The following is a 23276-nucleotide window of genomic DNA, read 5'->3' on the forward strand; positions in this document are numbered from 1 at the left end:
CCGTCGTGCAGCCAGGCCGGCGCCGACTCGCTCAGAAGGCCCCCACGTCGAAGGCATCGAGCAGCCCTTCGCCCTGGCGGGGTTCTTCGGTAGCGGACTGGACCAGCGTGGCGAGCTCGACCTCTCCATAGGCCTCGAGATGACGGATGAAGAAGGTCCAATGCCGATAGCTGAGAAATACGAAGCCGAGGCCCAGCGTGCCGACAAGCAGGAGGAGGTCGCCCAGAACCAGCTTGGCGACATCATAGGATCGCGCGGTGAAGCCGAAATCGATCCGGTTGAGCGACAGGCCTCCGATCGCGAGGCGGAGGAAAAGCGCATAATAGGTCGTGACCAGCGCAAACGCGACCAGCATGAAGCCGAGCAGGAAGACGAAGACCGCCAGCGGCGCAGCGGCAGCTGCCAGGGTGAAGATCAGAGCGATCATCACGGCGCCGACCCCATAGCAGATGAGCAGACGCTTCACGAGCGCACCATGTTCGGCGCCCGCATCGAAGCGATGGGGACCGAAGCTCATGCTGTTCCAGCGTTGGTTGAACAGGTCGATCATCGACCAAGGCAGCATCAGGCCGAAGACGAGCCCCCCGACCAGCGACTTCCACAGATAGGACCAGCCATAGGCCACACCCTTTTCGTCGCTGCCGCCGCGTATGCCATGCCAGCGGGTGCGGCTCAGGCGATAGCGCAGCGCACGAAATCGGCCGAGGCCAGCGACGTACAGAAGGCCGAAGGTAAACAGGAAACCGAAGATCTGGGCCGCGCCCAGATGCCCCCGCGTGATGAGCGCCTGTGCGGCGAACTGGATCAGGATCAGGGGCACGCCGAAGATCAGCACCGCCAGAAGGAAACCGATGAACAGCTCCTTGCCCGTGCCGGTCCATTCGAGCGGGTCGCCGATGAAGGCGGTGCGGCTCCACAGATAGCGCCGCTCGCGCGCCTTGGCCCAGAAGCGATAGATGCCGAGCGTGGCGATCATCAGCAGCAGGTTGGTGAAGGCGATCGGCGCGAATTCGCGCCATGTTCCCTCGAACCGGAAGGCCGTGTCGGTCCGCGCGTCTTCCATCCCGATGATCCCCCTTTTCCCCCTGCAGCAGGGGACCGCGAACGGGGGTTCGCGTCAAGCGCAGATAAGTCCGTTCCGGCGGATTCCATGCGGTTCGGCACGCGAATCGCGGCGCTTGCCCCTGCCCCCCTAGTCCGGGCATAAGCCGCGCTCCGCAAACTCGAAGGAATCTCCCTTTCCCATGTCCGATCTTCTCACCATCACGCTTCCCGACGGCTCGGTGCGCGAAGTGAAGACCGGCACTACCCCCGCCCAGATCGCCGCCGCGATCGGACCGGGCCTGGCCAAGGCCGCGCTCGCCGCGCGGGTCGACGGGGAACTGCGCGACCTCGACCGTCCGCTCGAGCGGGATTCGGCGCTCGCCCTCGTCACCGCGCGCGACGAGAAGGATGCGCTCGAGCTGGCCCGCCACGATTATGCGCACATCCTCGCCGAAGCGGTGCAGGCGCTCTTCCCCGGCACGCAGATCACCTTCGGCCCCGCAACCGACGACGGCTTCTATTATGACTTCGCGCCCGCGCCCGATCGCGGCCCGTTCACCGACGAGGATCTGCCCGCGATCGAGGCCGAGATGCGCCGCATCATCGCCGCCGACAAGCCGCTCCGCCGCGAGGAATGGAGCCGCGAGCAGCTGATCTCGCGCTGGAAGCAGCAGGGCGAGAGCTTCAAGGCCGAGTGGGCCGCCGAACTGCCGGGTGACGAGGCGCTGACGGTCTACTGGTCGGGCGACGACTGGCTCGACATGTGCCGTGGGCCGCATCTGCCGAGCACCGGCAAGCTCGACCCGCAGGCGTTCAAGCTGACGCGCGTGTCGGGCGCCTATTGGCGCGGCGACCAGAAGAACGCGATGCTGAGCCGCATCTACGGCACCGGCTGGCTCAACAAGAAGCAGCTCGACGCGCATCTGACCCGGCTTGAGGAAGCCGCCAAGCGCGACCATCGCCGGATCGGGCAGGACATGGACCTGTTCCACCTCCAGTCCGAAGCGCAAGGCTCGGTCTTCTGGCACCCCAAGGGCTTCCGCCTGTGGCGCGAGCTGGAGGCCTATATGCGCCGCCGGCTCGACGCGTCGGGCTATGTCGAGGTCAAGACGCCGCAGCTGATGGACGCGCGCCAGTGGGAGCAGTCGGGCCACTGGGGCAAATATCGCGAGAATATGTTCGTCGTGCCCGACGAGATTCCGGGCACCGAGGATGACGGTCCGGTGCTGTCGGGCGAGGGCGATCTGATGGCGCTCAAGCCGATGAACTGCCCGGCGCATGTCCTGATCTTCCGCCAGGGCATAAAGAGCTACCGCGACCTGCCGATCCGCATGGCCGAGTTCGGCTGCTGCCACCGCAACGAGCCGCACGGCGCACTCCACGGCATCATGCGCGTCCGCCAGTTCACCCAGGACGACGCGCATATCTTCGTCCGCGAGGACCAGCTGATCCCCGAGATCAAGGATTTCTGCGATCTGCTCGATTCCGTTTATCGCGATCTCGGTTTCGAGCGCTATGCAATCAAGCTGGCGCTGCGCCCCGAGAAGCGCTTCGGCAGCGATGCAATGTGGGACAAGGCCGAGCAGACGCTGCGCGACGCGGTCGCCGCCTCGGGCCGCGCGACCGAGGAGTTCGGCTGGGAAGAGCTGGAGGGCGAAGGCGCCTTCTATGCGCCCAAGCTCGAATTCCACCTGACCGATGCGATCGGCCGCACCTGGCAGGTCGGCACGATTCAGGCCGACACGGTGCTGCCCGAGCGGCTCGACGCCTCCTATGTCGGCGAGGATGGCGAGCGCCACCGCCCGGTCATGCTCCACCGCGCGATCCTCGGCACCTTCGAGCGCTTCATCGGCATATTGATCGAGCATCATGCCGGCCGCTTCCCGATGTGGCTGTCGCCGGTGCAGGCGGTGGTCGCGACGATCGTCTCCGATGCCGATGGCTATGCCCGCGAGGTCGAGGCGAAGCTGGCGGCAGCAGGCCTGCGCGTCGAGAGCGACCTGCGCAACGAGAAGATCAACTACAAGGTGCGCGAGCATTCGCTCGCCAAGGTCCCGGCATTGCTGGTGGTCGGCAAGCGCGAAGCCGAGGAAGGCACGGTCGCGATCCGGCGGCTCGGCGAGCAGGCACAGAGCGTGATGGGCCTCGACGAAGCGATCGCCATGCTGCGCGCCGAGGCGACTCCGCCCGACCTGCGGGCCTGATGGATCGGGCAGGCTCCCCCCACATGTCCACCACGCGGCGGGATATGATGGCGGGGGGCCTGGCCCTGGCAATGCTGGGCAGCGCGGCCGGTGCCGCGTCGCCGGCCGATAAGGAAGGACAGACCATGTACGGACTGATCGGTCGGATGTTCGCCAAACCGGGCACGCGCGACACGCTGATCGCGATCCTGACCGAGGGGTCCAGCGCCATGCCCGGCTGCCGATCCTATATCGTCGCCCGCGACGCCAAGGATCCCGATGCGATCTTCGTCACCGAAGTCTGGGCCAGCCGCGAGGCCCACGCCGCGTCGCTCAAACTGCCCTCGGTCCAGTCCGCGATCGCACGCGGGCGGCCGCTGATCGCCCGCTTCGACACCTATTTCGAGACCGAACCGGTCAGCGGTGTCGGCCTCGTCTGACGCACGCGCGACACAGGTGCGGAGAAAGCGCAACAGTGGCGCGCGCCCATCTTCCAAAGCCCGGCGTTTAGGCCTATATCGCCCGAGAATAACGATGACAGGAGATTGAACTATACGTCCCCCGATGATGCGCCGCCCCCTGGGGCAGCCGCCTATGCCGCTCAACGGCCCGCGCTACAATGAATTCATCCAGGTCCCCAAGGTTCGGGTGATCGATGAAGAGGGCGAGAATCTGGGCGTGATGTATACGCGCGAGGCGATCGAGCAGGCACAGGAAGCCGGGCTCGATCTGGTCGAGGTGTCTCCGAACGCCGACCCGCCCGTGTGCAAGTTCCTCGATGTCGGCAAGTTCAAGTACGAGGCCCAGAAAAAGGCCAATCTTGCCCGGAAGTCGCAGAAGACGCAGGAGATCAAGGAGATCAAGATGCGTCCGAACATCGACGACCATGACTATGACACCAAGATGAAGAAGATTCACGAGTTCATCGGCGAAGGCGACAAGGTGAAGGTCACCCTGCGCTTCCGTGGCCGTGAGCTCGCCCATGGTCAGCTGGGCATGCAGGTGCTTCAGCGCGTGCAGGCCGACATGGCGGAAACCGCCAAGGTCGAGCAGTTTCCGCGCATGGAAGGCCGCCAGATGCTGATGGTGATCGCGCCGAAATAAGCGAAGAGGCCGGGCGCTCCTGATCGGATTGCCCGGCGTCCTCGCGGCGCGACGACGCTCCCTATGCGCAAGCCGATGATTGGCCGATGGCGCGCGATGGCGCGTCGGGATCTCGACGCGGTGGTCCGCATCGCCGACCGCGTCCATGTCGACTATCCCGAACGCCCCGAGATCATCGCCGAGAAATTCGCACTCTACCCGGAAGGCTGCCTGATCCTCGACGGATCGGACAGTGCCATCGGCTATGTGCTCGCTCATCCCTGGTACCGGACCACGCCGCCCAAGCTCGACCATCCGCTCGGCGCGATTCCCGAAGATGCCGACACCTATTATCTGCACGACCTGGCCCTGTTGCCCGAAGCGCGCGGCACCGGTGCCGGGAGGGCTGCGGTCGAGATCATCGTGGCGCAGGCAAAGCGTGCCGGTTTCGCGGACATCAGCCTGATCGCAGTCGGCGACTCTGGCCCCTTCTGGAGCTCGCAGGACTTTCTGCCCGCCACGGACGGTCCCGACCGGCCCTATGGCCCGGCCTCGCTGTTCATGCGGCGCGCGCTCGCCTGACGACGCGCCGCCGGCACGCGATCACGCCGCCTTGCGGCTGACTCCGCCAGCAGCCGCATCGAGGATCAATCGCTCGAGCGTCTTGAGCCGCGCGGCGCTGGTGATCTTGTCCCCGGTCAGATCGGCCACATAGAAAACGTCGACCGCACGCTCGCCATAGGTCGCGATATGTGCGGAATGGATCATCACCTTCGCCTGGAACAGCGCATGGGCGAGAGCGTGGAGCAGCGCCGGACGATCGCGGGCGTTGACCTCGATCACCGTGTAGCGGTTCGAGGCGCGGTTATCGATCAGCGCGGCCGGCTCGATCGAGAAGGCGTCGGCACGCGGACGGGTGAGCGGCTTGGCGGCGAGGCGGTCGGCCATGCGCGTCCGGTTGGCGAGCGCATCCTCGATCGCGATGCTCAGCCGCGTCATCCGGTCGTCGCCCTCGAAGGGCTGGCCGAACGGGTCCTGCACCAGCAGATTGTCGATCGCCATGCCGTCGCGGGTGGTGTGGATGCGGGCATCGATGACGCTCGCCCCCGCGAGGTGGATGGCACCCGCGATGCGGTAGAAGAGGCCCGGATGGTCGCCGGCATAGATGCTCACCAGCGTCGCGCCCCGATCGGGGTCGGGCGAGGAGGCGATCGAAAGCGGCTTGCCTTCGCCATCGGCCGCCTCGATCAGGCGCGCATTGCCCTCCAATATGTCGACGCTTTCGGCAACCCAATAGGCCTCCGGGAAGCGCGCCACATAGGCTGCGAAGCGAGCATCGTCCCAGCCGAGGCGTAGCTGCAATTGCGCATGTTTTGCGGCAATCCGCTCGCGGCGGCCGGTCTGTTTGTGGCCGAGCCGCAGCACTTCCTCGGCCGCTTCGTAGAGATCGCCGAGCAGCTGGCGTTTCCAGCTGTTCCAGACGCCCGGCCCCACCGCGCGGATATCGACGATGGTGAGGCAGAAGAGCAGGCGCAGACGTTCCGGGCTCTGCACCTTTTCGGCGAAGTCGAGGATCGTCTTGAAGTCGGACAGGTCGCGCTTGAACGCGGTGTCGGACATGGCGAGATGGTGCCGGACGAGCCAGGCGACGGTTTCGGTTTCCGCCGCGCTGAGCCCGAAGCGTGGGCACAGCTTCTCGGCCACCTCCGCCCCCAGCAGGCTATGGTCGCCGCCGCGCCCCTTGGCGATGTCGTGGAGAAGCACCGCAGCATAGAGCACGCGACGCTGGACGATCCCCGGCAGGATCTTCGACGCGAGCGGATGATCGTCCCTCAGCTCGCCCTTCTCGATGCGGCTGAGCAGGCCGATGGCGCGGATCGAATGTTCGTCGACCGTATAGTGATGGTACATGTCGAACTGCATCTGCGCGACGACGCGGCCGAAGTCGGGCACGAAGCGGCCGAACACCCCGGCCTCGTTCATCCACCGCAGCACCGTCTCCGGCGTGTTGTGCGACGTCAGAACATCCATGAAATAGGCGTTGGCACGCGGATCGCGGCGTACCCCATTGTCGATCAGCTTGGCGTCCCGACCAGCCGCGCGCATCGCCAACGGATGGATCTCCAGCCCATGGCGGTCGGCGATCGCGAACATCTGGACGAGCCGCACCGGATCCTGCGCAAAAAAATCGTCCGCGGGGATTGCCAGCCGTCCGCGATCGAGCACGAAGCCGTCGAGCTTGGACGGCCGCCGACGCAGCGACGGAAAACCGAAGCGTCGTCCACGCGCCGCGAAGGTCTCGTCGATATGCGCCAGGAAGATCGCGGTCAGGTCTCCGACGCGCTTCGCCATCAGGAAATAATGCTGCATGAAGCGCTCGACCGCCGACTTGCCCGGCCGTTCGGCATAGCGCATCCGCCGCGCGATCTCTGGCTGGACGTCGAAGGTCAGGCGGTCTTCGGGCCGCCCCGCGACGATGTGGAGGTGGCAACGCACCGCCCAGAGGAAATTCTCGGCCTTCTGGAACTGGCGCAGCTCGGCGCGGGTCAGCAGCCCCTTTTCGACCAGCTCGGGCACCGACTGCACGAGATAGACATATTTGCCGATCCAGAAGAGCGTGTGGAGGTCGCGCAGGCCGCCCTTGCCCTCCTTCAGATTGGGTTCGACGACATAGCGGCTGTCGCCCATCCGCTTGTGCCGGTCCTCGCGCTCCTGCAGCTTTTCGGACACGAAGGTCCGCGCGGTGCCGGTCACGACATCGCGGCGGAACAGCACCGCTGCCTCGTCGTAGAGCGCGATGTCGCCCCACACGAAACGCCCTTCGAGCAGGGCGGTGCGGATCGTCAGGTCGCTCTTGGCCATGCGGATCATGTCGTCGAGCGAGCGGCTCGAATGGCCGACCTTCAGGCCGAGGTCCCACATCGAGTAGAGCATCGACTCGATCACCTGTTCGGACCAGCTGGTCTGCTTCCACGGGGTCAGGAAGGCGATGTCGACGTCCGAATGGAGCGCCATCTCGCCCCGGCCATAGCCGCCGACCGCGATCAGGGTCAGCCGCTCGGCCGAGGAACGATTGCTGATCGGATAAAGCCGCTCCGTGGTGAAATCGTAGATCAGGCGCAATATCTGATCGGTCAGAAAGGCATAAGCCGACGCGGTCTCCGACCCGCGCGTCGGCGCCGCCGCGAGGCGGCGGGCGATCTCCGCGCGACCGACGTCGAGCGCAACCTTGAGGATGGTCGTCCCCGCATTGCGCAGCGCGGTCGCGTCGGTGGAGCCGGGCAGGAGCGCGGACAGAGCATCGGCCACGGCGCGGCGATCGATGATCGCGCGGCGTTGCGGCAGGATATCGAACTTCGTGGCCATGGCAGCCACATAGGGAGGAATGGTTAAAAGAGCTAGGCGACCGCGAGGGAATGGGCGTCGATCAGAACTCTTCCCCGCCGACCCGGTGCCCGTTGCGGTCGCGCCGTACGGCAATGCCTGCTGGCTCCGCCGCTTCCCGTCCGTCGGACAGGATCGTCAACACCGACAGGGCTATGCGCACTTCCGCGAAATCGTCGCCTTCACCCGTCCGCACGAGCGCCGCTTCGGCAGGATAGCCCGAAGCATCGAGGTGACGCGCCGCCGCTTCGCGCGCAGCAGCGAGAGGGCCCGCAGCGTTCATCGCCGCTCGGGCGGCAGCACTGCGGGGCCGTCGGCGCCATAGGGATACCAGGGCCGGCTCAACCGCCCCTCGCCCGCCTTGAAGAAATATTGGCTGCAGGTCAGCCAGCCCTTCAGCGGCCGCAGCGGCAGCAGGCAGGTGACGAGGAGGAAAGGCCCGGTCAGCAGCAGCTGCGTGAGCAGCGACGCATTGGCGAATATCTCCAGCATCAGCGCGAAGATCACCGCAGGCACGCAGCCGAAGCAGATGACGAAGAAGGCGGGTCCGTCGGCCGGGTCGGCAAAGCCGTAATCGAGGCCGCAATGGTCGCATGAGGAACGCAGCTTGAGAAAACCGTCGAACAGCGCGCCTTCGCCGCAGCGGGGGCAGCGGCCGCGCGTGCCGGTCTTGACCGGGTCGAGACGGGGCCAGGCGATATCCTCGCTGGCGATCGGGGAAAGGTCGGTCATGGGGTGCTCCAGCCTGCTTGCCCCAGATAGGGAAGATTGTATGGCTTTCTCAACCATACATAAGGATCGCACCCGGCCATGCAAAGCTGGCTCGACGGCATAGAGAGCAATCACGGCCCCAAATATCAGGCGATTGCCGACGCGATCGACCATGCGATCCGGACCGGGGCATTGCGCCCCGGCGAACGCCTGCCACCACAACGCGCTCTGGCCGGCGAACTGGGCGTCGATCTCACTACGGTCACGCGCGCTTATGGGCTGGCGCGCGACGCCGGGCTGATCGAGGGGTCGGGCCGACTCGGCAGTTTCGTCCGCAATGCCGCCGGCCTGCCGGTCGCCGATCTGGTCGGCGATCCGGGCATGATCATGCCGCCGCAACCGGGCTTCGCGCGCCTCGGCGACGCCCTGCGCGAGGGGATGGCGCGGCTGCTGCACGCAGGGGGGCAATCCCCGCTGCTGCAATATCAGCCGCGCGGCGGGGCGGTGCGCGACCGGCAGGAAGCCGCGCGCGCCTTTGCTGCGCGCGCTATGGCGACCAGGGAAGAGCAGGCCATCGTCACCGCAGGCGGGCAGCATGCGCTGCACGCAATCATCGGCACGCTGTTCGCGCCGGGCGACATCATCTGCGCGGGGCGGTCGACCTATCCGGGCCTGATCGCGCTGGCGCGCCGCTTCCGCCTGACCCTGCACGCGATTCCCGGTGATCGGGACGGGCTCGATCCCGACGCTGTCCAGTCGGCCGCGCTCGCCGGCGCGAAGGCCATCTATGTCGTACCGACCAACGACAATCCGACCACCGCCACGCTCGACATCGAGCGACGGTTGTGGCTGGCAGCGATCGCGCGGCGACATGGGCTGATCCTGATCGAGGACGACGCTTATGGTCAGCTCCCCGAAAAGCCCCTGCCGCCGCTCGCCGCCTTCGCCCCCGAAATCAGCTGGCATATCGCCAGCCTGTCGAAGATCGTCTCGCCCGTGCTGCGCGTGGCGCATGTCCGGGCACCGTCGGCCCAAGCAGCGAAACTGCTTGCCGACGATCTCCACGAGACGAGCGTCATGGCCCCGCCCCTGAATGCGGCGCTGGCGACCTACTGGCTGCGCGAGGGGATCTTCGCCGAGCTCGTCGCAGGGGTTCGCGCCGAGGGCGTGGCGCGGCAGCGCCGGATCGCACCGCTGCTCGCCGGGCTGGACCATGCCGGTCATCCGGAAGGCTATCATCTCTGGCTGCGCCTGCCGGGCGATGCCCCTGCCCCGGCGGACCTCGCCGCGCGGCTGGGTCCCCTGGGCCTGTCGATCGTGCCCGGCGAGCGCTTCGCGGTCGATCCGGGGGCACCCGAAAGGGCGATCCGCATCTCGATCGGCGGCGCGATCGGCCATGAAAGCCTGACGCGGGCGTTCGAGGGCCTTCGCACTCTGCTCCGTCTCTAGCCCAATATGCTGCCCGGCTTGGTCCACAATGGAGCAGATTGCCGCCCCCCTCATCTTCCGGCCAAAGCGCGACCGCTTTAGAAACACCTCCGTTTCAACAGGGGGAATGTTCATGCGCTATCGGATATTGGCTGCGGTTGCGGCCGGCTTGATCGCGGCACCGGCGGTTGCGGCCGACGACGCCGTCACCTTCCGCGTCGAAGCCCATGGCGGCTGGGACCGCGTCACGGTCGGCGGCAGCGATGACGATGGCCTGCTTTATGGCATCGGTCTTGGCGTCGACGTGCCGATCGGATCGATGGCGTTCATCGGTTTCGAAGCCGATGCCGATCTGAGTTCGACCAAGCAGTGCGACCAGTTCCTTGGCGGCGGCTTTTGCCAGGAGGCCAAGCGCGACCTCGCCGCCGTTGCCCGGGTCGGGCTGAAGGCGAGCGACAAGATCAAGGTTTATGCACTCGCCGGCTATACCAATGCCCGGATCAAGCAGACGGCTACGATCGTCATTTTTCCGGGAACGATTACCGAGAGCACGTCGGTAAATGGCGACGGCTTCCGCGCCGGTGCAGGGGTCGAGATGAAGCTGGGCTCGTCGGCCTATACCAAGCTCGAATATCGCTACAGCAACTATGAGGGCGGCTTCTCGCGCCACCAGCTGGTCGCAGGCCTCGGCCTCGGCTTCTAAGGAAGAGCCTGGCGCGCGTGGGGATCAGGCCCCGTCGCGCGCCAGCGCCTTCAAACGGTAGAGCAGGTCGAGCGCTTCGCGCGGGCTGAGCGCATCGACGTCGATCGTCTCGATCTCCAGCCGCAGCGGATCGCGCTTGTCTTCCTCGGCCTGCGCGGCGGCAGCGAACAGCGGCAGATCGTCGAGGCCCGCCGCCAGCCCGCCGGTCGCGGCGCGCCCGGCCTCCAGCTTCTTCAGAACCTCCTTGGCCCGTCCCAGCACCGCCGGCGCCAGGCCGGCAAGTTTCGCCACGGCGATGCCATAGCTGCGATCGGCCGGGCCTTCCGCCACTTCATGCAGCAGCACCAGCTCGCCTTTCCACTCGCGCGCGCGGACATGGTGGAGCGACAGCGCGTCGAGCCGCTCGGCCAGCCGGGTCAGCTCGTGATAATGGGTCGCGAACAGACAGCGGCAGCGATTGATGTCGTGCACGGCCTCGACCACCGCCCAGGCGATGGCGAGACCATCATAGGTCGAGGTGCCTCGCCCGACCTCGTCGAGGATCACGAAACTGCGTTCGGTCGCTTGGGCAAGGATCGCCGCAGTCTCGACCATCTCGACCATGAAGGTCGAGCGGCCGCGCGCCAGATTGTCGGAGGCCCCGACCCGGCTGAACAGGCGATCGACGATGCCGAGCCGGGCGCTCGCGGCCGGCACCGGGCTGCCCGCCTGGGCGAGGATCGCGATTGCGGCGTTCTGGCGCAGGAAGGTCGACTTGCCGCCCATATTGGGCCCGGTGACGAGCCACAGCCGCTCCTGCTCCGACAGGCCGCAGTCATTGGCGACGAAGCGTCCGCCCTGTGCCCGGACCGCCGCCTCGACCACCGGATGGCGGCCGCCGCGAATGTCGAAGCAGGGGTGCGGCTCGAAATGGGGGCGGGTCCAGCCGCCCTCGACCGCGCGGTCGGCGAGCGCCGCTGCGACATCGAGCCGCGCCAGCGCGTCTGCCGTCACGGCGATCTCGGCGGTCCCGGCCAGCGCCGTGCAGATCAGGTCCTCCAGATGAGCGGCCTCGGCGGCGAGAGCATGTTCGCCCGACTGGCCGACCTTCATCGCCTGTTCGTGGAGGTCGGGCGCATTGAAGCGCACGACGCCCGCCAGCGTCTGGCGGTGGGTGAAGCCCGAGTCCGCTGCCATCAGCGGGTCGGCATGTTTCGCCTGAACCTCGATATGATAGCCGAGCACGCCATTATGACGGATCTTGAGCGACGCGATGCCGGTTTCCGCGCGGTAGCGGGCCTCGAGCGCGGCGATCGCCTTGCGCCCCTCGCCCCCCTGCCCGCGCAGCGCGTCGAGTGCGGGATCATAGCCCTCGGCGATATAGCCGCCCTGAGCGGCATCGATCGGCGGGCTCGCGACCAGCGCGCGGCGCAGCAGTTCGATCAGCGGCTGATGGCCGGACAGCCGCGGCAGCAGCGCCTCCAGCAATTGCGGCATCGGCGCCACCCCGGACAGCAGGTCGTGGAGCATGTGCGCCTGTTCGAGACCATCGCGCAGTTGCCCAAGATCGCGCGGGCCACCCCGGCGGGCGACGAGGCGGCCGAGGGCACGACCGATATCGGGCAGTGCCCGCAGCGCCGACCGCAGCCTGTCACGCAGCAGTCCGTCCCCTTCGAACAGCGCGACGAGGTCGAGCCGTGCCTCGATCGCGGCGATGTCGGTCAGCGGGGCCGACAGGTCGTTGCCAAGTAGCCGCGCCCCCGCGCCGGTGACGGTGCGGTCGACCGCGTCGAGCAGGCTGCCCTTGCGCTGCCCCGACTGGCTGAGCGTGATCTCCAGGCTCTCGCGCGTCGCCGCGTCGATCATCATATGATCGGCGACCACGCGGCGGCGCGGCGGCTGCAGGAAAGGCAGGCTGCCCTGCCCCGCCCGTTCGAGATAGGCGATCAGCGCGCCCGCCGCCGCCAGTTCAGCCCGCTCGAACGATCCGAAGGCGTCGAGCGTCGCCACGCCGAGCAGCGTCTTGAGCCGCTCCTCGCCCCGCAGGCTGTCGAAATGTTCGCGCGGCCAGCGAACCGCCTCGGCGACCGGCTCGTCCAGATCCTCGGGCACGACGACCTCGGCCGCACCGAGCCGCGCCAGTTCGGCATCGAGCCCGCTGGCAGGCAGGCCCGCAATCTCGAACCGCCCGGTGGAAATATCGGCGGCGGCGACCCCCAGCCGGCGGTCGCTGCCCTGCCCGATCGCGGCGACGGCGACGAGCCAGTTGGCCGAGCGCGCATCGAGCAGGGCCTCCTCGGTCAGCGTTCCCGCCGTCACCACCCGCACGATCGCGCGCTCGACGAGCGCCTTCGAACCCGCGCGCTTCCGCGCCTCGGCGGGGCTTTCGGTCTGCTCGGCGATGGCGACGCGGTGGCCGGCCTTGATCAGCCGGGCCAGATAGGCCTCGGCGGCGTGGACGGGGACTCCGCACATCGGAATCGGCTGCCCCTGATGTTCGCCCCGCGCGGTCAGCGCGATGTCGAGGCAGGCCGATGCGGCGCGCGCGTCATCGAAGAACAGTTCGAAGAAATCGCCCATGCGATAGAAGAGAAGGCAGTCCTCTGCCGCCGCCTTCAGCGCCAGATATTGCGCCATCATCGGCGTCGGAGCAGAGGCCTGGCTGTCGCTGCGGTTTTTTGGGTTTTGCGCCATGCACGGGCTGATAGCGGCTTGTCGATTTCCCGACCATGCCCCACAAGCAGCCCGGGCAAAACATCTGGCGCCGAGGGGGGCCGCACATGACCAGCAGCAAGGTTCAGTTTTCCGATCGCGAAGCGCTTTTCTTCCATTCGACCGGCCGTCCCGGAAAGATCGAGATCATCGCCTCCAAGCCGATGGCGACGCAGCGCGACCTGAGCCTGGCCTATTCCCCCGGCGTCGCGGTTCCGGTCAAGGCGATCGCCGCCGACCCCGCCACCGCCTATGACTATACCGCCAAGGGCAACCTCGTCGCGGTCATCTCCAACGGCACCGCCATCCTCGGCCTCGGCAATCTCGGCGCGCTGGCGTCGAAGCCGGTGATGGAAGGCAAGGCGGTGCTGTTCAAGCGCTTCGCCGACGTCGACTCGATCGATCTGGAACTCGACACCGAGGATCCCGAGGCCTTCATCAACGCGGTCGCCCTGCTCGAGCCCTCTTTCGGCGGCATCAACCTCGAGGACATCAAGGCGCCCGAGTGCTTCATCATCGAACAGGCGCTCAAGGAGCGCATGAACATCCCGGTGATGCATGACGACCAGCATGGCACCGCGATCATCGCCGCCGCCGGGCTGATCAACGCCGCCTTTCTGACGGGCCGCAACCTCAAGGACATGACCGTGGTGGTCAACGGCGCCGGTGCCGCCGCGATCGCCTGCACCGAGCTGATCAAGGATGTCGGCGTGTCGCCCGACAAGGTGTTGCTGTGTGATTCCAAGGGCGTCGTCTATCAGGGCCGCCAGGAAGGCATGAACCAGTGGAAGTCGGCCCATGCCGCGCCGACCTCCAAGCGCACGCTCGCCGAGGCGGTCGAGGGCGCGGACGTGTTCCTGGGCCTGTCGGTCAAGGGCGCGCTGACGCCCGAGATGGTCAAGACCATGGCCCCGCACCCGATCATCTTCGCGATGGCCAATCCCGATCCCGAAATCCTGCCGCCCGAAGCCAAGGCGGCGCGCGAGGATGCGATCGTCGCCACCGGCCGCTCGGACTATCCGAACCAGGTCAACAATGTCCTGGGCTTTCCCTTCATCTTCCGCGGTGCGCTCGACGTCCGCGCGAGCGGGATCAACCAGGAGATGAAGATTGCCGCCGCCCGTGCGCTGGCCGAACTGGCGCGCGAGCAGGTGCCCGAGGAGGTCGCCGCAGCCTATGGCGGCGCAGCGCCCCGCTTCGGCCGCGACTATATCATTCCGGCGCCCTTCGATCCGCGCCTGATGGAGGTGGTCCCCGTCGCGGTCGCGCAGGCAGCGATGGATACCGGCATCGCCCGCAAGCCGATCCTCGACATGGCCGCCTATCGCGACAGCCTGAAGGCACGCCTGAATCCGACCACCTCGGTGCTGACGCTGGCGTCGGACATCGCCCGCGCCCATCCCAAGCGCGTCGTCTTCGCCGAGGCCGAAGAAGAGGTGGTGCTGCGTGCGGCAATCCAATTCCGGACGCTCGGTTATGGCACCCCGGTTCTGGTCGGCCGCGACGATGTTCCCGACAAGCTGCGCGAGCTGGGCGTCGAGGATCCGGAAAGCTTCGAACTGCACAACAGCCGCAACTCGCCGCTGGTCGATAAAATGGTCGATTATCTGTATGACCGCATGAAGCGGCGCGGGGCGCTGCGCCGCGAGGTGCAGGCACTGGTCAACCAGGATCGCAATGTCTTCAGCGCGCTGCTCGTGGCGCTGGGCGAGGCCGATGCGATGGTGACGGGTACCACCCGCACCTACAGCCAGACCTTCCGCCAGATCCGCCGCGTGCTCGACCCGGTCGAGGGGAAGAAGCCGCTGGGCATCCATCTGTTCGTCGGCCAGAATCACACCGCCTTCATCGCCGATACGACCGTGACCGAGCGGCCTTCGGCGACCGAACTGGCGGACATTGCCGAGGCGACCGCAGCGGTCGCGCGCCGTATGGGCCATGAACCGCGCGTCGCCTTCCTCAGCTATTCGACCTTCGGCAATCCGTCGGGCACCTGGCTGGAGACGGTGCGCGGCGCGGTCAGCGAACTCGACGCGCGCGGCGTGAGCTTCGAATATGAAGGCGAGATGGCACCGGATGCCGCGCTGAACCCGTCGATCATGAAGCTCTACCCGTTCAACCGCCTGTCGGCGCCGGCCAATGTGCTGGTCATGCCCGGCCTGCAGTCGGCCAATATCTCGGCCAAGCTGCTGCGCGAACTCGGGCGCGGCTCGGTGATCGGGCCGATGCTGGTCGGCATGGAAAAGCCGGTCCAGATCGCGACCATGTCGTCCAACGCGTCGGAGATCATGACGCTGGCGCTGCTGGCCGCATCGGGCATCGCCCACTGACGATCCCGCTCCCTCCCGCACTTCGGTGCGGGAGGGTGTTGTTCCTTATTGCGGCTTCTGTGCCATCGCCGCCTTCATCGACAGGACCAGCGATCCGACGCTCTGCGGCTGGGCCGGAAGGCGGAAATAAGCCGAAGGAAAGGCCGCCTTGCTGGCGACGTTGAGCCGGAAGCGACCGCCCACGTCGATCGGCGTGCCGAGCGAGAAGATTGTCCGCGTCTCGGCGATCAGCTCCTTCGCCATCGCCCCGATCAGCGGCGCCGAGGGAACCACCGCCGCATTCATGAAGCCCTCGAGCGCGGCACCGACCGGTTTCAGATCCTCGTCCGCGCTGATCAGGAAATCGCTCGGCTTGTCGGGCCGGACATGGTCGAGCCCCTTGATATGGTAGACGCGTCCGTCGCGGCCGCCTGCATTCGCGACTTCTCCCGGTTCGACGGTCAACGGTGCTTTCGGCATGGCGTCGGGCGCCAGTTCGAACAGGCCGTTGAACACCGGCGGCAGCACCTGGTCCATCGCCGCCGCCACGTCCCTGAGCCGTGCGACGGTGGTCGTGCCGCCCTCCTTGTCGACGATGTAGAATTGTCCGCCGACCAGCAGACCATAATCTTCGCTGCCCACCTCGCCGATGCGCGCGTCGCCATTGTCGTAAACGTCGATCTGCAGCTGCTTCGCCTTGGCGATATCGATATAGATGGCACGCAACCCCGCCTGCGCGGCGGTGCCGGCGCCCGACAGGATCAGGAAAGCGCCCATCAGGAGCGCGCGACGGAAGGATGCAGCAGCGATCATCGCCGTTGCTTAGCCCATTTTGGAGACAGGTCGAGAGCGCCATGCGCTGCCCGCATGATCATCGCTCCGTCCCTGCGCTTCCCCTTGCGCGCAAAAATCGCCAACAGGGGCGCATGACCGTCGCCCGCCTGATGCTGACCGACTTCCGCTCCTATGCGTCGGCGACGATAGCGGCCGCACCGGGCTTCGTCGTGCTCACCGGCGAGAATGGTGCGGGCAAGACCAACATATTGGAAGCCGTGTCTATGCTCGGCCCCGGTCGCGGGCTGCGCGGCGCGCCTCTGTCCGAAATGGCGCGCAGCAGCGGGCCCGGCGGCTTCGCGGTGGCGGCCGAACTGGCCGACGGCGTCCGGCTCGGCACGGGGACCACCGCCGCCACGCCCGATCGCCGCCAGGTCCGGATCAACGGCGCGGCCGCCTCGGCCACGGCGCTGGGCGAATGGACCGCCCTTCTGTGGCTGACCCCGGCCATGGACCGGCTGTTCGCCGAGGGCGCGGAGGCGCGCCGCCGCTTCCTCGATCGCCTCGTCCTCGCGATCGAACCGGGCCATGCGCATCATGTCAGCCGCTATGAAGCCGCGATGCGTGCGCGCAACAAGCTGCTCGCCGCCGAAGGTACGCCCGACGCGGCCTGGCTGGATGCGCTCGAACTGCAGATGGGCCAGCATGGCGGCGCGATCGCCGAAGCGCGCGCACGCACCGTCGTTGCGCTGGGCTTTCGCATCGCCGCCGAGGTCGAAGCGCCCTTCGCGCGGGCCGCGCTGGCCATCGAAGGCTGGGTGCCGGGAAGCCGCCCGCTGGCCGAGGAGCTTCGGCTTGGCCGCGCGCGCGATCGGGCCGCCGGCCGGACGCTGGCCGGACCGCACCGGCAGGACCTCGCGGTCAGCCACGCCGCCAAGCAGCAACCCGCAGCCCGCGCCTCGACCGGCGAGCAGAAGGCACTGCTGCTGGGGATCGTGCTGGCCCATGCCGATCTGGTCGCCGAGGAGCGCGGCCAGCGGCCGTTGCTGCTGATGGACGAGGTCGCCGCCCATCTCGACCCAATCCGCCGCGGCGCGCTGTTCGAACGGCTCGCACGAAGCGGCGGCCAGATCTGGCTGACCGGCACCGAGCGCGCGCTGTTCGAGGGCATCGGCACGGCCACCTGGCTTGCCGTGGAAAATGGCATCCTTCGGGAAGAGTGAACCAAGGCGGACTGGCCTCACGCGAGCGGGGCTGTATAGATCGGCGCTCCAGGGGTGGAGAGAAAGTCGTAGCGCAGATGAAATTGGGGGATATTTCGGGGCTGTTCATCAATCTGGACAGGTCGACCGACCGCCGCGCCAGGATGGAAGAGGCGCTAGCGCGATATGGACTCGATAAGGTCGGCCGTTTTCCCGCGCTGCAGGGGGACGATCGCAAACGGGGCATCAGCCGGAACGAACTGGGCTGCTTCCTGTCGCATCAAGCGGTTACGGAGTCGATCGGCGACGACCGTCACTTCCTGATCCTCGAAGACGACATCCGCTTTCCGGATGCCTTCGGCGACTATGTCGGCCACGCATTGGCAGAGTGTGAGAAGGAGGAGTGGGACGTCCTGTTCCTGACCCAGATGATCTCCTTCACCAACGTCGGATCGGTCTACCAGCTTCTGCGTCAGCGACGGCACGTGGGCGACATACGCTCACCGTCCTTCACCCAGTTCGCGACCTATGACTGCAAGAACATCTTCGCCTCCTGCACAGCCGCCTACATCATCCGGGCCGGATCGGCGGGTAAAGTCGCATCGCTCCTCCAGAAAATGGCCGAGCATGGCTATCCCTGCGCCGTCGACATCGCGCACATGCGTGCGATCAACGCGGGCATGCTCAAGGCACGCTATGTCTTCCCCTATCTGGTCGGCCTCGATCCCGGGGCGAAGACGACGCTCACCGACCGCCGCGACGAGGGCAATCACCAGCTGTTCGTCGACATCGCCAATCTGTTCGCGGCGGGCGGGGACATCGACGCCCTGCGCCTCGACGCCTTCGACGCCCTGCACAACCGGCCGTTCGACGCCGAGACCTTCGTCGCCTCGCAGATCCTCTATCGACGCATGTTGCGCTGAGCCCTGCCCGCCCCCTCGCAATGTCGCGCCAGACGACAAGTTCGGACCCTCTCGCGGAGCGGCGAAGGATCAAGCCTCGGATGGCCGCAGCGGAAGGGCCAGCGGACATCGATTCGGGCGCTTTCTTTTGGATTTTATGACAGCCGGGGCTATAGGCTGGGCATGACGAACGAAACCGAGAACAGCCCGAACACCAACAGCTATGGCGCCGATTCGATCAAGGTCCTCAAGGGCCTCGACGCGGTGCGCAAGCGCCCCGGCATGTATATCGGCGATACCGACGACGGCTCGGGTCTCCACCACATGGTGTTCGAGGTGTCAGACAATGCGATCGACGAGGCGCTGGCCGGCCATTGCGACCGGATCATCATCACGCTGAACCCCGACGGATCGGTTTCGGTCGAGGATAATGGCCGCGGCATTCCGACCGGCATCCACACCGAGGAAGGCGTCTCGGCGGCCGAGGTCATCATGACCCAGCTCCACGCCGGCGGTAAGTTCGACAACACCAACGACGCCAATGCTTACAAGGTGTCGGGCGGACTGCACGGCGTCGGCGTGTCGGTGGTCAATGCGCTGTCGGATATCCTGGATCTGACGATCTGGCGCGACGGCGAAGAGCATTATATGCAGTTCCGCCGGGGCGACGCGGTCGCACCGCTCAAGGTCGTCGGACCGGCAAACGGCAAGAAGGGTACCAAGGTGACCTTCCTGCCGTCGGCCGACACGTTCAAGATCACCGAGTTCGATTTCGACAAGCTCGAGCACCGTTATCGCGAGCTCGCCTTCCTCAATTCGGGCGTCCGCCTGTTCCTGGTCGACGAGCGTCATGCCGAACGGCGCGAGGTCGAGCTCTATTATGAAGGCGGCATCGCGGCCTTCGTCAAATATCTCGACCGCACCAAGGTCCCGCTGATGCCCGAACCGGTGGCGATCACGGGCCAGCGCGACGATGTCGGCATCGACGTCGCGCTCGAGTGGAACGACAGCTATTATGAGCAGGTTCTCTGCTTCACCAACAACATCCCGCAGCGCGACGGCGGCACCCACCTCGCCGCCTTCCGCGCCGCGCTGACCCGCACGCTCAACAATTATGCGGAAAAGTCGGGCGCGCTGAAGAAGGAGAAGGTCAGCCTCACCGGCGACGACATGCGCGAGGGCCTGACCGCGATCGTTTCGGTCAAGCTGCCCGATCCCAAATTCTCGTCGCAGACCAAGGACAAGCTGGTCTCCTCCGAAGTCCGCCAGCCTCTCGAAAGCCTGATGGCCGACAAGCTGGCCGAGTGGCTTGAGGAAAACCCCGCCCACGCCCGCTCGATCGTCCAGAAGGTGATCGATGCCGCCGCCGCGCGCGAAGCCGCCCGCAAGGCGCGCGAGCTGACCCGGCGCAAGGGCGTGATGGACATCGCCTCGCTGCCCGGCAAGCTCGCCGACTGCCAGGAGCGCGATCCCAGCAAGTGCGAACTCTTCCTCGTCGAGGGTGACTCGGCCGGCGGATCGGCCAAGCAGGGGCGCGACCGCGTCTATCAGGCGATCCTGCCGCTGAAGGGCAAGATCCTCAACGTCGAGCGCGCCCGCTTCGACCGGATGCTGTCGTCGAAGGAAGTCGGCACGCTGATTCAGGCGATGGGCACCGGCATCGGCCGCGACGACTTCAACCTCGAAAAGCTGCGCTACCACAAGATCGTCATCATGACCGACGCAGACGTCGACGGCGCGCATATCCGAACGTTGCTGCTGACCTTCTTCTACCGGCACATGCGGCCGATCATCGAGGCCGGGCATCTCTACATAGCCCAGCCGCCGCTCTACAAGGTCAGCCGCGGCCGCTCCGAAGTCTATCTGAAGGATGATGCGGCGCTCGACGAATATCTCGTCACCGCCGGCCTCGCCGCGATGATGCTCGAATCCCCGCTCGGCGCGCGTTCGGGCGAGGATCTGCGCCAGCTGGTCGAACATGCGCGCCGGATGAAGTCGCTGATGCGCTTCGTCCCCAAGCGCTACGACCCGGTGATTATCGAGGCGCTGGCGCTGACCGGCGCGCTCGACCCAGAGGGTAACGAAGCCGCACACCGCGCGGCGGTGGCCCGCATGGCCGCGTGGATGGGTCGCATGGATCCCGAAGCGAAATGGACGGGCGACCTGTCCGAGGATGGTGGCTACGACCTGCGTCGCCTGTGGCGCGGCGTGACCGACGTTCACCTGATCGATCCGGCCTTCGTCCGCTCGGCAGAAGCCCGCAAGCTCCACGCCCTCGCCTCGGAACAGGCCGACAGCTACGCCCAGACTGCGCGCCTCGTCTCGGTCAAGAGCGTCGCGGCGCAGGCTGCCGCCGAGGCCGAAGAGGACGATGTCCCCGACACGCGCGGCACGGCGGTGTTCCAGCCGTCCAATCTTCTGGACGGGATCCTCGCCGCCGGCCGCAAGGGCATGTCGGTGCAGCGCTATAAGGGGCTCGGCGAGATGAACGCCGAGCAGCTATGGGAAACGACGCTCGACCCGTCCAACCGGGCGATGCTCAAGGTCGAGGTCGCGCAGGCCGACGTCGCCGACGAGATTTTCACCCGCCTGATGGGCGACGTCGTCGAACCCCGCCGCGAGTTCATCCAGGAGAACGCGCTGAGCGTCGCCAATCTCGACGTCTGACGATGCCGGCGCCTATGGCCGGGGCTGCGGCGCCGTCCCGGTCGGGCCCGCCAGAAGCGCGTCGAGCGACCAGGCACCGCCGCCCCGGGCGATCAGCGGCAGCAGGATCGCGGCCCAGCTGAGATGGGTCGGCCAGGCATCGGGATAGACGAAGATCTGGATGACCAGCGTCATCCCGAAGAGTCCCGCCGCCGACAGACGCGTCAACAAGCCCAGGACGAGCAGGATCGACAAACCATGTTCGGCGAGCGTCGCAGCCACTGCGGCGATCTCCGGCGGGACCAGCGGCAGACTATATTCGGTGCGGAACAGCTCATAGGTTCCGTCGGTGATGGTCAGCCAGCCTTCGACCTTGGAACGGCCGGACAGGAAGAAGATGCCGGCGATGCCCAGCCGGGCGACCAGCAGCAACAGCGCATCGGATATGGTGGCGGAGAGCCGTTCGACGGCGGCTCGATAGGGGGCGATCTGGATCATGGGGGTCTCCCGGAGGATGGGGCGACGACCGGGCCAGCCGCCGCCCCGCGCCGTCACGCCTTGGGGGTCAGCGAGCCGGGGCCCTTGGGGGTCTTGATCTTGGTGCAGGTGCCGGCCTTGACCAGCTTCCAGGCATTGCCCTGATAATCGACCTTCGAGGTACCGGCACAGCTGGTGCCGGCGCCGGCCTTGCAGTCGTTCTTTCCAGCGAGCGACACGCCATAGCATTTCTCCATCGCCGGCTTGTCCTGGGCGGAAGCGGCAGTGGCCAGTGCGGTGCCGGCGATCATCGCCGCGATTCCTGCGGCGATCTTGGTGCTGTTGGTCGACATGATAAGTCCTTCTATCGCGCCCCTCGCGCGCCCGGCCTCTGGCCGGTGCGCGATGATCCGGAGGAGGCGAAAGCCGGATCATGGCAGGATTTCGGCGCAGACCCGCTCGCGGTTACAGGCCGGTCTTGCGAAATATTTTATGATCGCCCCGTTCGGCGCTGTAACCTTTGGCCGGCGCATCGCGAACGATGTCTCGGGGGCCTGCCATCCGGTGACGAGCGAAGATCAGTTGAAGAGCTGGATGATCGGCGGCCTGGAGGGCAGTGCAGCGGACCATAGTGCGCTGCTCCGTTCGCTCGCTCCGCTTCTCCGCAGCTATTACCGTCGGCGGGCCCGCGGCAGCGAGGATGACATCGAGGACCTTGTACAGGAGACGATCATCGCAGTTCACACGCGCCGCGGCACCTATGACCGCGAGCGGCCCTTTACCGCCTGGCTGTTTGCCATAGCGCGGTACAAGATGGTCGACAATTTCCGCCGCACCCGCCGCCTCGTTCCGCTCGACGATCTCGCCGAATGGCCGAGCGAGGAATGCTTCGCGGACGCAGCCGATGCACGGATGGATGTGGAGCAGCTGCTCGGCCTGCTGCCGGACAAGCAGGCCGCCGCCATCCGTTCGACGCGGATCGAAGGCAGCAGCGTGTCCGAAGCGGCCGCCAGAGCGGGCTTGGGCGAATCCGACATCAAGGTGTCGGTCCATAGGGGGCTGAAGGCGCTCGTCGCCCGCGTCCAGCGGGACCGGCCATGAGAACCGAGGATCTGATCGAGTCCCTCGCGCAGGACGTGAAGCCGGTGGCGCGCCATGGTGTCGGGCTGCGGCTTGCCAGCGGCATCGCGATCGGCGGCGTCGGTTCTGTGGCCCTGGTCGCCGCCATGCTGGGTGTCCGCCCGGATCTCGGCTTCGCGCTGCAAAGCTCCGCGCTGTGGATGAAATGGGGCTACACCATCTCGCTGGCGCTGCTCGCCTTTGCCGCCACGGCGAGGCTGGCGCGCCCGGACGCGGGTCGCTTCGGATGGCTGTGGCTGCTGGCGGCCCCGATCGTTGCGCTGGCGGGCTATGGCGTCATCGAACTGGCGACCACACCGCGCGCCGACTGGAAGGCCATGTGGCTGGGCGACAGCTGGACGTCCTGCCCGTGGAACGTCCTCAGCCTTTCGGCGCCCATCTTTGCCGGGCTGCTCTGGGCGTTCCGTCGGTTTGCCCCGACCCGGCTTCGCGCCACCGGCGCAGCGGCAGGACTGGCATCGGGCGCCTTTGCGGCGATGATCTATTGCATCCACTGCCCCGAGGCGGCGGCGGTCTTCGTGCTGACCTGGTATTCGCTCGGCATCCTGCTCGCCACCGCGATCGGGGCGCTGCTCGGGCCTCGGCTGCTGCGCTGGTGA

The 23276-nt window shown here is 66.8% G+C and carries 20 protein-coding genes; 12 read left to right on the forward strand and 8 right to left on the reverse strand.

Features of this window, described 5'->3' with window-relative positions:
• Positions 1 to 31 precede the first annotated feature (31 nt).
• Entirely contained in the window at positions 32 to 1063 is a 1032-nt protein-coding gene (locus tag ACNI3R_RS10545; RefSeq protein ID WP_426183003.1) for a YjgN family protein, read from the reverse strand.
• Positions 1064 to 1244: 181 nt separating this feature from the next.
• Between ACNI3R_RS10545 and thrS the strand changes: the two genes are divergently transcribed.
• The 4 genes from thrS (at position 1245) to ACNI3R_RS10565 (ending at position 4892) form a co-directional block, all read left to right on the forward strand.
• Positions 1245 to 3248 (forward strand): threonine--tRNA ligase, encoded by a 2004-nt coding sequence (thrS, locus tag ACNI3R_RS10550; protein ID WP_426183005.1) that lies wholly within the window; start codon positions 1245 to 1247, stop codon positions 3246 to 3248.
• Positions 3249 to 3271: 23 nt separating this feature from the next.
• Positions 3272 to 3667: a putative quinol monooxygenase gene (locus ACNI3R_RS10555; RefSeq protein ID WP_426183007.1), complete on the forward strand. Its 396-nt coding sequence runs from the start codon at positions 3272 to 3274 to the stop codon at positions 3665 to 3667.
• 124 nt (positions 3668 to 3791) lie between these two features.
• Positions 3792 to 4331 carry a translation initiation factor IF-3 gene (gene infC, locus ACNI3R_RS10560; RefSeq protein ID WP_426183009.1) on the forward strand — a complete coding sequence of 180 codons (540 nt, stop codon included), beginning with the start codon at positions 3792 to 3794 and terminating at the stop codon, positions 4329 to 4331.
• A gap of 96 nt (positions 4332 to 4427) precedes the next feature.
• Positions 4428 to 4892, forward strand: coding sequence for a GNAT family N-acetyltransferase (locus ACNI3R_RS10565; protein WP_426183010.1), 465 nt, complete (start codon positions 4428 to 4430; stop codon positions 4890 to 4892).
• 21 nt (positions 4893 to 4913) lie between these two features.
• Here the strand turns inward: ACNI3R_RS10565 and ACNI3R_RS10570 are convergent, their stop codons facing one another.
• The 3 genes from ACNI3R_RS10570 to ACNI3R_RS10580 all read right to left on the reverse strand — a co-directional run bounded on the left by ACNI3R_RS10570 (position 4914) and on the right by ACNI3R_RS10580 (position 8426).
• Positions 4914 to 7676: a [protein-PII] uridylyltransferase gene (locus tag ACNI3R_RS10570; RefSeq protein ID WP_426183012.1), complete on the reverse strand. Its 2763-nt coding sequence runs from the start codon at positions 7674 to 7676 to the stop codon at positions 4914 to 4916.
• Positions 7677 to 7737: 61 nt separating this feature from the next.
• Positions 7738 to 7977, reverse strand: a complete 240-nt coding sequence (locus tag ACNI3R_RS10575) for a hypothetical protein (protein ID WP_426183014.1) — start codon at positions 7975 to 7977, stop codon at positions 7738 to 7740.
• Positions 7974 to 8426, reverse strand: coding sequence for a DUF983 domain-containing protein (locus ACNI3R_RS10580; protein ID WP_426183016.1), 453 nt, complete (start codon positions 8424 to 8426; stop codon positions 7974 to 7976). Before ACNI3R_RS10580 ends, ACNI3R_RS10575 begins: the two co-directional genes overlap by 4 nt.
• Before the next feature lie 78 nt (positions 8427 to 8504).
• Here ACNI3R_RS10580 and ACNI3R_RS10585 point away from each other — a divergent pair, with 78 nt between their 5' ends.
• Positions 8505 to 9854: an aminotransferase-like domain-containing protein gene (locus ACNI3R_RS10585; RefSeq protein WP_426183018.1), complete on the forward strand. Its 1350-nt coding sequence runs from the start codon at positions 8505 to 8507 to the stop codon at positions 9852 to 9854.
• A gap of 106 nt (positions 9855 to 9960) precedes the next feature.
• A complete protein-coding gene (locus tag ACNI3R_RS10590) occupies positions 9961 to 10536 on the forward strand; it encodes an outer membrane protein (protein WP_426183020.1) in 576 nt (191 codons plus the stop codon).
• A gap of 24 nt (positions 10537 to 10560) precedes the next feature.
• Here ACNI3R_RS10590 and mutS read toward each other — a convergent pair whose 3' ends face one another.
• The gene (mutS, locus tag ACNI3R_RS10595; RefSeq protein ID WP_426183022.1) at positions 10561 to 13209 is read right to left on the reverse strand and encodes a DNA mismatch repair protein MutS; all 2649 of its coding nucleotides are present in this window, start codon (positions 13207 to 13209) and stop codon (positions 10561 to 10563) included.
• An 86-nt stretch (positions 13210 to 13295) separates the two neighbouring features.
• Here mutS and ACNI3R_RS10600 point away from each other — a divergent pair, with 86 nt between their 5' ends.
• Positions 13296 to 15557, forward strand: a complete 2262-nt coding sequence (locus tag ACNI3R_RS10600; protein WP_426183024.1) for an NADP-dependent malic enzyme — start codon at positions 13296 to 13298, stop codon at positions 15555 to 15557.
• A gap of 45 nt (positions 15558 to 15602) precedes the next feature.
• Here the strand turns inward: ACNI3R_RS10600 and ACNI3R_RS10605 are convergent, their stop codons facing one another.
• Positions 15603 to 16349, reverse strand: a complete 747-nt coding sequence (locus ACNI3R_RS10605; protein ID WP_426183026.1) for a hypothetical protein — start codon at positions 16347 to 16349, stop codon at positions 15603 to 15605.
• A gap of 113 nt (positions 16350 to 16462) precedes the next feature.
• On the opposite strand from ACNI3R_RS10605, the gene recF reads away from it, so the two are divergent.
• From recF to gyrB, 3 genes are all read left to right on the forward strand, one after another.
• On the forward strand, positions 16463 to 17533 hold the full coding sequence (gene recF, locus ACNI3R_RS10610) for a DNA replication/repair protein RecF (protein WP_426183028.1): 1071 nt from the start codon (positions 16463 to 16465) through the stop codon (positions 17531 to 17533).
• Positions 17534 to 17610: 77 nt separating this feature from the next.
• A complete protein-coding gene (locus ACNI3R_RS10615; protein ID WP_426183030.1) occupies positions 17611 to 18435 on the forward strand; it encodes a glycosyltransferase family 25 protein in 825 nt (274 codons plus the stop codon).
• 162 nt (positions 18436 to 18597) lie between these two features.
• Complete coding sequence (gene gyrB / locus ACNI3R_RS10620; protein ID WP_426183032.1) at positions 18598 to 21081, forward strand: DNA topoisomerase (ATP-hydrolyzing) subunit B; 2484 nt, start codon at positions 18598 to 18600, stop codon at positions 21079 to 21081.
• A 12-nt stretch (positions 21082 to 21093) separates the two neighbouring features.
• On the opposite strand, the gene ACNI3R_RS10625 is transcribed toward gyrB, so the two are convergent.
• Positions 21094 to 21558, reverse strand: a complete 465-nt coding sequence (locus ACNI3R_RS10625) for a DoxX family protein (protein ID WP_426183034.1) — start codon at positions 21556 to 21558, stop codon at positions 21094 to 21096.
• A gap of 53 nt (positions 21559 to 21611) precedes the next feature.
• Entirely contained in the window at positions 21612 to 21890 is a 279-nt protein-coding gene (locus ACNI3R_RS10630) for a BufA1 family periplasmic bufferin-type metallophore (RefSeq protein WP_426183036.1), read from the reverse strand.
• A 139-nt stretch (positions 21891 to 22029) separates the two neighbouring features.
• Here ACNI3R_RS10630 and ACNI3R_RS10635 point away from each other — a divergent pair, with 139 nt between their 5' ends.
• The gene (locus tag ACNI3R_RS10635) at positions 22030 to 22638 is read left to right on the forward strand and encodes a sigma-70 family RNA polymerase sigma factor (protein WP_426183038.1); all 609 of its coding nucleotides are present in this window, start codon (positions 22030 to 22032) and stop codon (positions 22636 to 22638) included.
• Positions 22635 to 23276: an NrsF family protein gene (locus ACNI3R_RS10640; RefSeq protein ID WP_426183040.1), complete on the forward strand. Its 642-nt coding sequence runs from the start codon at positions 22635 to 22637 to the stop codon at positions 23274 to 23276. Before ACNI3R_RS10635 ends, ACNI3R_RS10640 begins: the two co-directional genes overlap by 4 nt.

This window comes from Rhizorhabdus antheiae (assembly GCF_049889055.1).
In the GTDB taxonomy this organism is placed as follows: domain Bacteria; phylum Pseudomonadota; class Alphaproteobacteria; order Sphingomonadales; family Sphingomonadaceae; genus Rhizorhabdus.

Coding starts and splice junctions, on each gene's coding strand:
- ACNI3R_RS10580 (WP_426183016.1), bottom strand. CDS start 8,426: ATGACCGACCTTTCCCCGATCGCCAGCGAGGATATCGCCTGGCCCCGT.
- ACNI3R_RS10555 (WP_426183007.1), top strand. CDS start 3,272: ATGTCCACCACGCGGCGGGATATGATGGCGGGGGGCCTGGCCCTGGCA.
- ACNI3R_RS10635 (WP_426183038.1), top strand. CDS start 22,030: ATGATCGCCCCGTTCGGCGCTGTAACCTTTGGCCGGCGCATCGCGAAC.
- ACNI3R_RS10605 (WP_426183026.1), bottom strand. CDS start 16,349: ATGATCGCTGCTGCATCCTTCCGTCGCGCGCTCCTGATGGGCGCTTTC.
- ACNI3R_RS10585 (WP_426183018.1), top strand. CDS start 8,505: ATGCAAAGCTGGCTCGACGGCATAGAGAGCAATCACGGCCCCAAATAT.
- ACNI3R_RS10575 (WP_426183014.1), bottom strand. CDS start 7,977: ATGAACGCTGCGGGCCCTCTCGCTGCTGCGCGCGAAGCGGCGGCGCGT.
- gyrB (WP_426183032.1), top strand. CDS start 18,598: ATGACGAACGAAACCGAGAACAGCCCGAACACCAACAGCTATGGCGCC.
- ACNI3R_RS10630 (WP_426183036.1), bottom strand. CDS start 21,890: ATGTCGACCAACAGCACCAAGATCGCCGCAGGAATCGCGGCGATGATC.
- infC (WP_426183009.1), top strand. CDS start 3,792: ATGATGCGCCGCCCCCTGGGGCAGCCGCCTATGCCGCTCAACGGCCCG.
- ACNI3R_RS10545 (WP_426183003.1), bottom strand. CDS start 1,063: ATGGAAGACGCGCGGACCGACACGGCCTTCCGGTTCGAGGGAACATGG.
- ACNI3R_RS10640 (WP_426183040.1), top strand. CDS start 22,635: ATGAGAACCGAGGATCTGATCGAGTCCCTCGCGCAGGACGTGAAGCCG.
- recF (WP_426183028.1), top strand. CDS start 16,463: ATGACCGTCGCCCGCCTGATGCTGACCGACTTCCGCTCCTATGCGTCG.
- ACNI3R_RS10570 (WP_426183012.1), bottom strand. CDS start 7,676: ATGGCCACGAAGTTCGATATCCTGCCGCAACGCCGCGCGATCATCGAT.
- ACNI3R_RS10590 (WP_426183020.1), top strand. CDS start 9,961: ATGTTCATGCGCTATCGGATATTGGCTGCGGTTGCGGCCGGCTTGATC.
- ACNI3R_RS10600 (WP_426183024.1), top strand. CDS start 13,296: ATGACCAGCAGCAAGGTTCAGTTTTCCGATCGCGAAGCGCTTTTCTTC.
- thrS (WP_426183005.1), top strand. CDS start 1,245: ATGTCCGATCTTCTCACCATCACGCTTCCCGACGGCTCGGTGCGCGAA.
- ACNI3R_RS10625 (WP_426183034.1), bottom strand. CDS start 21,558: ATGATCCAGATCGCCCCCTATCGAGCCGCCGTCGAACGGCTCTCCGCC.
- ACNI3R_RS10615 (WP_426183030.1), top strand. CDS start 17,611: ATGAAATTGGGGGATATTTCGGGGCTGTTCATCAATCTGGACAGGTCG.
- ACNI3R_RS10565 (WP_426183010.1), top strand. CDS start 4,428: ATGGCGCGTCGGGATCTCGACGCGGTGGTCCGCATCGCCGACCGCGTC.
- mutS (WP_426183022.1), bottom strand. CDS start 13,209: ATGGCGCAAAACCCAAAAAACCGCAGCGACAGCCAGGCCTCTGCTCCG.